The sequence below is a fragment of the Caulobacter sp. AP07 genome (genome assembly GCF_000281955.1).
In the GTDB taxonomy this organism is placed as follows: Bacteria; Pseudomonadota; Alphaproteobacteria; order Caulobacterales; family Caulobacteraceae; genus Caulobacter.
The window spans coordinates 1-9,328 of sequence record NZ_AKKF01000216.1; the positions used below are offsets into that span (position 1 = coordinate 1).

Genomic DNA, 9,328 nt, shown 5'->3' on the forward strand with positions numbered 1-9,328 from the left:
CCCCCCCCGGCCAGTCGCCCTGGGTGACCTGGGCGATCAGCTTGCCGTCGGCGGCGTAGCGGTAGAGGTGGTTGTAGCCCGACTTCTCCGACGACCACAGGAAGCTGCCGTCCGCGAGCGGCTTGAAGTCGTCGTTCAGCTCGATCCAGTGGGCGTCGGTCTCGGTCAGGATCGTTCTGCCTGTTCCGGTCGCCGGGTCGTAGGCGATCAGTTCCAGGGTCTTCTGGTCGCGGGTCTGGCGCTGGACATAGAGCGTCTTGCCGTCGGCCGACCAGTCGACGCGGGCGACGTAGATGTCCTTGTTCGGGCCCAGGTCGATCTGGACGGTCCTGCCCGAGGCCAGGTCCTGGACGAACAGGTCGACCACCGCGTTGGGACGGCCGGCGCGCGGATAGCGCTGCTCGACCACCGTCGCGCCGCCCGGGCCGATGTCGGCGCGCGGGATGACGTCGACGCCGCTCTCATCGACGCGGGTATAGGCGATGCGGCTGTCGTCGGGCGACCACCAGTAGCCGGTGAAGCGGTCCATCTCCTCCTGGGCGACGAACTCGGCCGTGCCGAACGACAGGGCGTCCTTGCCTCGCGTGGTCAGGGCCCGCTCGACTCCGCCGACCAGCGGCTTCACGAACAGGTTCTGGTCGCGGACATAGGAAACGAAGCCGCCCTTGGGCGAGACCTTGGCGTCGACCTCGTCGCCCGGGGTCTGCGTCAGGCGCGAGACCTTGCCGTCGGCGACGCTGTCCAGATAGAGGTCGCCGTCCAGGGGGACCAGGATGAAGCGGCCCTGCTGGTCCCAGCTGTATTCGACGATGCCGCGCGCCGAGGTGCGCGTGCGTTCGCGGCGGGCCTTTTCGGCTTCCGACAGCTCCTTGGTCCCCGACGACAGGGCCGCCGAGTCGATCAGCCGATAGGGCTCGCCGCCCTTGACGTCGGCCGCCCACAGGTCCTGGACGTTGGCGGCTTCGGGCTTGGCCTTCAGATAGGTGACGCGCTTGCCGTCCGGCGACAGGGCCACGCCCTTGGCCGTGGGGCCCGACAGGGATGGGTCAGCGAAGATGCGTTCCGGGGTCAGCTTTTCCGCCAGAACCGGCGACGAAAGGGCGAGGCAGGCCGAGATGGCCAGGAGCGAGGGTCTGATCATGGCGCGGGACGCTAGAGGCGAGCGTGGCCGTTGTCAGCAGGGAAAGTGGGGCCTCCCTAGAGCGTTTCCCGACCTGATTGCATCAGGCCGGGCGCTCTAGCTTCTTGTTCTGGCGCGTTTTCTTCACGCGAACCGGTGTCCACTTCGCTCGAAAACGCTCTAGCGGCACACCCCGTCCAGCCCCGCCAGGTCGATCGCGCTGGCCGGCGGCGTCAGGCCCCTGGCGCGCAGGGCGTTCTCCAGGGTGGTCGGCTCGGGCGGCAGGCTGGGGTCGAGGTCGGTGCGGTAGAACGGGTCGCGCTCGGCCTTGTCCAGCGTGGTGAAGGTGAAGCCTCGCGCCTGGTAGAGGGCCAGCAGGCGCGGCAGCATCCGGGCGTCGAAGGCGCCGACGTGCATCAGCAGCACATAGGGAATGTCGCGGCCGTACAGCGCCTTGGACATCGCCCGGGCGCGGTCGGCGTCGCTGGCGGCGGCGGCCAGGAAGCGGGTTTCCAGGTCGGCCACGGCGGCGGCGTCGCCCTTGGCCAGGCAGCGCTCGTAGGGGGCGTTCCAGGCGTAGTCGCCGAAGCTCAGGGTGACGCTGGCGATCCGGTAGCCGCCGGCGGCCAGGGCCTTGCGGACCGCGCCGCGTTTCTCCGGCGTGTCGCCCTCGGCCAGGAACGGGTAGCGCAGCCAGCGCCAGTCGCCTTCGCCCATCAGGTCGCGCAGCAGGGGTTCGTTGCGCGCGACCTCGGCCTCGAAGGTCGCGGCGTCGATGGCGTTGAGGCTGGGGTGCGACCAGGTGTGGTTGCCCAGCGGCCGGCCGCTGGCCCGCCAGACGGCGAGGGCCGGGGCCGAGGAGGGCTCCTGCTGGGTGTGGGCGCCGTTGATGAAGCCGAAGGCCGGGGCCTTGGCGGCGTCGAGGGCGGCGACGAGGTCGGTGACCACGCCGACGCGGGTCTGGCCCGGCGGCAGGGGACCGTGGACGGGCAGGTCGTCGAAGGTCAGGGCCAGTTCCGGCGCGGGGGCGGGCAGGGCCAGGGCGGCGCTGGCCAGGGCGAGGTTGGGCAGGGCGATCAGCCAGGCCAGCGCCGCGACGGTGCGGTGCAACGGTTTCAAGACGCGCCTCCCCCTTCGAATGCTCTTTTGGTAACGGTAACTTGATAAGGCGCGGCGGCGGCGAGGTAAAGGCCGCCTCAGCCGATCTTCAGGTCGGCCGCATCGAGCGCCTGGGTGATCCGCACGGCGCCCTTCTCATCGCGGATCTGCACCGTGACCCGCGGGGCCGGGGCCGACCAGTCGATCTCGATCAGGCCGAAATTGCGCTCGCGCAGGACGGGCGAGACGCGCAGGGCGTTGGGCGGGGTCACCGGCCACACCTCGGTCAGGCCCGAGGAGGTGAAGTCCCAGATGGGGTAGGGCGTGTTGTTCGACAGCGTCGAGACCTCGGCGTAGTGGGTGTCGCCGCTGATGCAGAACAGGCGCTCGGCCCCGGTGCGGCGGATGGTGTCGAACAGCCGCTGATGGTCGTTGGCGTAGTTGATCCAGCTCTCCCAGCCGGCGAAGTCGGCCAGCACCTGCAGGCTGGAGCCCAGGATGCGCAGGTCGGCCGGCTGTTGCAGCTGCTCATGCAGCCAGGCCCATTGCGGCTCGCCGATCATGGTGGCGTCGAGGTCGGGATTGCGGTCGTAGGGGCCGGGCGTCAACTGGCCGGTCAGGCCGCGCGCCACGGCCCAGGCCTTGTAGCCGCCCTTGAAGGTCTTGGAGAGCAGCGGCGTGCGGTTCCAGCGCAGGTCCGGCAGGATGATCTGCACCCGCCGGCCGTCGGGCCCGAACACATAGGCCGCGTAGACCCCGTCGCGCGCGCGGCGCACGGAATTGGCCGGCTCGCCCCAGAAATCGCAGAACTGCCGGCGGCTTTCGTCCTTCATCGGATAGTCGCCGCCGGCGTCGTTCTCGCCGAAGTCGTGATCGTCCCAGATGGCGATCAGCGGGACGCTGTCGCGCAGCCGCTTGAAGCCGGGCTTGGCGGCCAGGGTGGCGTACTTGCGGGCCATCACCGCCGGGTCGCGGGTGTCGGCATAGATGTTGTCGCCCAGGAACACGAACAGGTCGGGCTTGGCGTCCAGCACCGCCTCCCAGATCGGCTGGTCCTTGTCCTGGTTGGCGCAGGAGCCCCAGGCGATGCGGGTCAGCGGCCGGTCCAGCGCCGCGTGCGGCGCGTCGACGGTTCCCGCCCGGGCGGCGGGGGCCACGGCGGCCGCGGCGGCGGCCAGGCCCAGGGCGGCGCGGCGGGACAGGTCGGTCATGAGCGTGTCTCTCGGTCGTCTTGTGGTCGAGCTTGAACGAGAAAGGGCCGGGAGTCGCCTCCCGGCCCCTCAGGCGATGCCGTTCCTTGGCCCTAGAACGTCTTGCGCACCGTCACGAAGCCCTGGCGCGGGGCGCCGGGCAGCAGGGTCATGGCCGTGCCCGACACGTCGGACTGGGCCGCGCCGCCCGAACCCACCGTCGAGATGTAGTCCTCGTCGGTCAGGTTGGTGACGTTGGCCTGCACTTCGAGCCCGTGCAGGAAGCCCTCGGCGGCCTGGAAGCGGTAGCCCACCGTCAGGTCGGCGACGGTGAAGCCGTCGACCTTGCCGCCGTTGTTCTCGAAGGTGTACCAGCGCGAGCTGGTGTAGCTGACGCCGAGGTTGGCGTAGAAGCCGCCCTGGTCGTACTTCAGCTCGGCCTTCAGCAGGTTCTTGGGCGTGAAGATCACGTCCTTGCCCTTGGTGCGCATGGCCACCGTGCCGCCGGCTCCGGGCACGTCGTCCTTATACTGGGAGTCGTTGTAGGCGTAGGAGCCGTACAGCGACCAGGCGTCGGTCAGGCGGTACTGGCCGGCCAGCTCGACGCCCTTGGTCTCGACCGCGCCGACGTTCGACAGCACGGCGGGCAGGCCCAGGATCGGCGGGGCGGTGCTGGCGCTGGCCAGGCGGTTCTCGAAGTCGACGTGATAGACCGCCGCTACGCCCTGGAAGCGGTCGTTCTTGTAGCGGACGCCGCCTTCGAAGGTCTTGGAGGTTTCCGGCTTCAGGTTGTCGCGGACGTAGTTCACCGCCGCCTGGTTCTGCGAGGCGAACGGACCCGAGGTGGCGGCCGAGACGTAGGCGGCCATGTTCTCGGTGTAGCCGCCGAACAGCTCGACGCCGTTCTTCAGGTCATAGACCGCGCCGACCTGCGGCAGGAAGCTGTCCTTGGACTCGATCTTGCCGTTCATGGCGCCGACGATCGCCGAAACCTCGTTCTCGACCTTCAGGGCCTTGAAGCCGAAATTGACCTTCAGGGCGTCGTTCACCGTCCAGACGTCCTGGATGTAGCCGGTCGCGGTGCGGGTGTTGAACCGGTATTCCCACGAGGTCGTGAAGGGGTTGGACTGGAAGTCCAAAGGATCGCGCGACGGCTTGGCCAGGGTCTCGGCGTAGAACCGGCGGGCCTGGTGGAAGTCGTTGTCCTCGATCCAGAAACCGGCGCTGAGCGCGTGGGCGCCCAGATCGACATAGACGTTGCCGATCAGGCCGGCCCGGTCGATGTCGTATTCGGTGGTGCGGATCGACAGCGGCGCGGCGGTCGAGCCGGCCGTGCCGTAGCCAGGGCTGGCGGTGTAGGGCGTGTACCACAGGCCCTGGCCCTTGTTCTTGTGGCCATAGGCGGTGAGGTCGACGCGGACCTGGTCGCCCAGGTTCTGCTCGAGGGTGACGGCGTAGAGGTCGTCGTCGCGGATGCCGGCCCCGGCGTAGTAGGCGTCGTCAGGCGTGGCGACGCCGTAGGCCGCGTAGGGGTTGGTCCCGACGCCGGTCCAATAGCCGCCGCTCAGGAGCGGCGTGGCGCCGGCGTAGTTGGCCGGGTTGTTGAGCACGCTCGCGACGCCGATCGCCTTGTTCCAGTCCGGCTGGAAGTTGTCCCAGTCGCGGCCCAGGCGCTTGATCATGTCGAACGACATGTCCTGGTAGTCCTGCTCGCGGCGCTCGGAGTGGTTCCAGAAGGCGGTGATCGAACCCACGTCGCCGATGGGCAGCACGAACTTCAGGTCGTACTGGCGCTGCTTCTGCTCGCCGCCGCCCTTCCACTTGTCGGCTTTCTGGTCGGCCGCCGACAGGGAGGCGCGCAGGCCGGCCAGACCCTCGATGGCGCCGGTGTCGATGCGGCCGTACAGGCGGTACATCGAGTCCGAGCCGGCCGTGGCGTCGGCGCGGACGTGGAAGTCTTCCGAGGGCGCGCGCGAGAAGAACTGCAGCGTGCCGCCGAGGTTGGAGGTCGAGGCGGTCGACAGCGAGCCGGCGCCCTGGGCCAGCTCGACCCGGCCCAGGTCCTCGGACGCGATGGCGCGGCTGATGTGCAGGCCGTTGTAGTTGCCGTAGCTCATGTCGCCCAGCGGCACGCCGTCCAGGGTGAAGCCCAGGCGGCTCTGGTCGAAGCCGCGGATGGCGACACGGGTCGACCACTCGTAGGCGCCGAACGCGTCGGCCGACTGGAAGCTGACGCCGGGCAGCTTCTCGATGGCGCGCAGCGGGCTGGAGCCGGCGGCCAGGACTTCGATCTGGGTGGCGTTGATGGTCTGGACCTGGCGGCTCTGGCCCTGGCCCAGCACGATGATGGCGTCGACGGCGGTCGCGTCGGCGTCGGCGCCCGTCGCGGCGGCCGGGGCCTCGGCGGCCGGGGTTTCGGCGGCGAAGGCGGGCGCGGCGAGCAGCAGGGCGCAGGCGGCCGCGCCGAGCATCAGGTGTTGTCTCATGTTCAATCCCCATGCCGACGCTCAAAGGGGGAGGAGCGGCGTCGGCTTGGGCGTCCGGGTAACAGTGGTCGGCGACGGTGCGCCGACAGTTCCGTGTCGGGTTCCTGACGAAAGCGCGACGCTGGGATGACGGTTCGGTCGGTGGCGGGAGCTGCTGCCGTCGGGGAAACAGGGGGCGGGAGAAACCTATAACGGCTCGCAGAAATAGGCCGGCCGAGGGGCGTCCAGGTCGGCGAACCGGTAGAGGACCAGCAGCCAGTCGGCCTCCTCCAGGCTGATTCCCAGGGTCGCGGCCACCCAGGCCGGCGTCGGCTCCTCGCCGAGCGGCGGCGGGGGCTCGCCTAGCCCCACGACGGGAACGGATCGGGCAGCTTCGACCAGGCCTTGGGCCCGAAGCCGAACTGCAGGTCCGACAGCAGGCAGTCGTCGAAGCCCTTGGTCAGCGCCGCCTGGTCCATGTCCTGGCCGATCAGCACGATCTCCTGCCGCCGGTCGCCGTGCGGCGCCTTCCAGACCTTCATGATGGTGTCGAGCCAGGCGGGGTCGTCCGGCCACTGGTCGCGCGGCGCGGTCGCCCACCAACGGCCGTGCGGGCCGTGCTGGGTGACGGCGCCGGCCTGGCTCCAGCCGCCGACCCGGTCGGGCCGGGTCGCCAGCCAGAAGAAACCCTTGGAGCGCAGGACGCCCGGCCACTCGCGCTCCAGCCAGGCCTTCAGCTTCGCCGGATGGAATGGCTTGGCGGCGCGGTAGACGAAGTGGCCGATGCCGTATTCCTCGGTCTCGGGCAGCACCTCGCCCATCAGCGCCTTCTGCCAGCCGGCCGCGCCCTCGGCGCGCTCGTGGCTGAACAGCCGGGTGTCGAGCACGGCGTCCAGGGCCACCGCTCCGCGTTCGGAGACCACGATCCGGGCGTCCGGATTGAAGGCGGCGATGATCCCGCGCAGCCGCCCCAGGTCCGAAGCCGAGACCAGGTCGGCCTTGTTCAGCACGACGACGTCGGCGAACTCGATCTGTTCGACCAGCAGGTCGACCACGGTGCGCGCGTCGCCGTCGCCCGCCGTCTCGCCGCGATCCGACAGCCGGTCGCGCGAGCCGTAGTCGCGCAGGAAGTTGAAGGCGTCGACCACGGTGACCATGGTGTCCAGCCGCGCGACGTCCGCCAGGCTGGCCCCGGCCTCGTCGCGGAAGTCGAAGGTGGCGGCCACCGGCATCGGCTCGGAGACGCCCGTCGACTCGATCAGCAGGTAGTCGAAGCGCCGCTCGGCCGCCAGCCGCCGCACTTCCTGCAGCAGGTCGTCGCGCAGGGTGCAGCAGATGCAGCCGTTGGACATCTCGACCAGGGCCTCGTCGGTGCGCGACAGGCCCGCGCCGCCCTCGGCGACCAGGGTGGCGTCGATATTGACCTCGCTCATGTCGTTGACGATCACCGCCACCCGCTTGCCCTCGCGGTTGCCCAGCACGTGGTTGAGCAGGGTGGTCTTGCCCGCGCCGAGGAAGCCGGAGAGCACGGTGACCGGCAGGCGGCGGTCGATGCGGCCGGCCGGCGGCGCCGAGGAGGTCGAGGTCATGGCGAACCTATAAAGTGTTATACTATAACATTTGATAGCCACCGAAGCGCTGGCCGGCAAGCGTGATGTTACTTTGTAACACTCTCGAGTGACCGGCGAGCCGCGACGCGGCGCCCCGTGTCATTGCGCAAACGGCCCGCGCCCGCTATTTCAGCGCCCGACCCCCGATCCAGATTCAGCGAGACCGACGCCCCTCATGGCTCAGCAATATATTTTCCAGATGCAGGGCCTCACCAAGGCCTTCCCCGGCGGCAAGAAGATCTTCGAGAACATCTGGCTGTCGTTCTATTCCGACGCCAAGATCGGCGTCGTGGGCGTCAACGGCTCGGGTAAGTCGACCCTGCTGAAGATCATGGCCGGCCTGGACGACCAGTTCTCGGGCGAGGCCAAGGCCGCCGAGGGCGTCCGTCGCGGCTACCTGCCGCAGGAGCCGGTGCTGGACCCGACCAAGGACGTCTGGGGCAACGTCATCGCCGACTGCGAAGACAAGCTGATCTTCGACAAATACAACGAATGCGCCAACAAGCTCGGCGAGGAATATTCCGACGAGCTGATGGAGGAGATGACCAAGCTCCAGGAGATCATCGACGCCCGCGACCTGTGGGACATCGACTCCAAGGTCGAGATGGCGATCAACGCCCTGCGTTGCCCGCCCAACGACGCCAGCATCGAAGACCTGTCGGGCGGTGAGAAGCGCCGCATCGCCCTGGCGCGCCTGCTGCTCAGCAAGCCCGACATCATGCTGCTGGACGAACCGACCAACCACCTGGACGCCGAGTCGGTGGCCTGGCTGCAGCACCACCTGGAGAACTTCCCGGGCTGCGTGATCCTGGTCACCCACGATCGCTACTTCCTGGACCAGGTCACCAAGTGGACGCTGGAGCTGGATCGCGGCAAGGGCATCCCCTACGAGGGCAACTACTCCGGCTGGCTGGAGCAGAAGACCAAGCGCGTCGTGCAGGAGCAGTCGGAGTCCGACAGCCGCCAGCGCGCCCTGACCCGCGAACTGGAATGGGTGCGCAGCTCGCCCAAGGCCCGTCAGTCCAAGTCCAAGGCCCGCCTGGCGAGCTACGAGGAAATGGTCGCCGCGCAGGAGAACGCCCGCGCCGCCCAGACCCAGGCCCACATCCAGATCCCGCCCGGCCCGCGCCTGGGCAACCTGGTGCTGGAAGTCGAAGGCCTGGAAAAGGAATATGGCGACAAGGTCCTGTTCAAGGACCTGTCGTTCCGCCTGCCGCCGAACGGCATCGTCGGGGTCATCGGCCCCAACGGCGCCGGCAAGTCGACGCTGTTCAAGCTGATCACCGGCCGCGAGCAGCCCGACCAGGGCAGCGTCAAGGTCGGCGAGACGGTGAAGCTGTCCTATGTCGACCAGTCGCGCGACGCGCTGGATCCCAACAAGACCATCTGGGAAGAGGTCTCCGGCGGCACCGACGTGATGATCGTCGGCAAGCGCGAGATCAACAGCCGCGCCTATGTCGGCAGCTTCAACTTCAAGGGCGCCGACCAGCAGAAGAAGGTCGGCCTGCTGTCGGGCGGTGAGCGCAACCGCGTCCACCTGGCCAAGACCCTGGCCACCGGCGGCAACCTGCTGCTGCTCGACGAACCGACCAACGACCTGGACATCGAAACCTTGCAGGCCCTGGAAGAGGCCCTGGAAGAGTTCGCCGGCTGCGCCGTGGTCATCTCCCACGATCGCTGGTTCCTGGACCGCCTGGCCACCCACATCCTGGCCTTCGAGGGCGACAGCCACGTCGAATGGTTCGAAGGCAACTTCGAGATGTACGAGGAAGACAAGAAGCGCCGCCTGGGGGCCGACAGCCTGATCCCCAAGCGCATCAAGTTCCAGAAGTTCGCGCGGTAGGG

General features: G+C 68.8%; 6 protein-coding genes. 1 reads left to right on the plus strand and 5 read right to left on the minus strand.

Going from position 1 to position 9,328, the window contains the following annotated elements; translation table 11 throughout:
- The 5 genes from PMI01_RS19645 to zigA all read right to left on the minus strand — a co-directional run.
- A partial coding sequence (locus PMI01_RS19645) for a beta-propeller domain-containing protein (protein ID WP_007672980.1) occupies positions 1-1,141 on the minus strand: 1,141 nt, incomplete at its 3' end.
- Between the two features lie 159 nt (positions 1,142-1,300).
- Positions 1,301-2,239, minus strand: coding sequence for a polysaccharide deacetylase family protein (locus tag PMI01_RS19650; RefSeq protein ID WP_007672982.1), 939 nt, complete (start codon positions 2,237-2,239; stop codon positions 1,301-1,303).
- Positions 2,240-2,316: 77 nt separating this feature from the next.
- Positions 2,317-3,429, minus strand: coding sequence for an alkaline phosphatase D family protein (locus tag PMI01_RS19655; RefSeq protein ID WP_007672991.1), 1,113 nt, complete (start codon positions 3,427-3,429; stop codon positions 2,317-2,319).
- Positions 3,430-3,521: 92 nt separating this feature from the next.
- Positions 3,522-5,894, minus strand: a complete 2,373-nt coding sequence (locus PMI01_RS19660; RefSeq protein WP_035037295.1) for a TonB-dependent receptor — start codon at positions 5,892-5,894, stop codon at positions 3,522-3,524.
- Between the two features lie 341 nt (positions 5,895-6,235).
- Positions 6,236-7,462, minus strand: a complete 1,227-nt coding sequence (gene zigA / locus PMI01_RS19665) for a zinc metallochaperone GTPase ZigA (protein ID WP_007672998.1) — start codon at positions 7,460-7,462, stop codon at positions 6,236-6,238.
- A gap of 196 nt (positions 7,463-7,658) precedes the next feature.
- On the opposite strand from zigA, the gene ettA reads away from it, so the two are divergent.
- Positions 7,659-9,326, plus strand: a complete 1,668-nt coding sequence (gene ettA / locus PMI01_RS19670) for an energy-dependent translational throttle protein EttA (RefSeq protein ID WP_007673000.1) — start codon at positions 7,659-7,661, stop codon at positions 9,324-9,326.
- Positions 9,327-9,328: the final 2 nt, after the last annotated feature.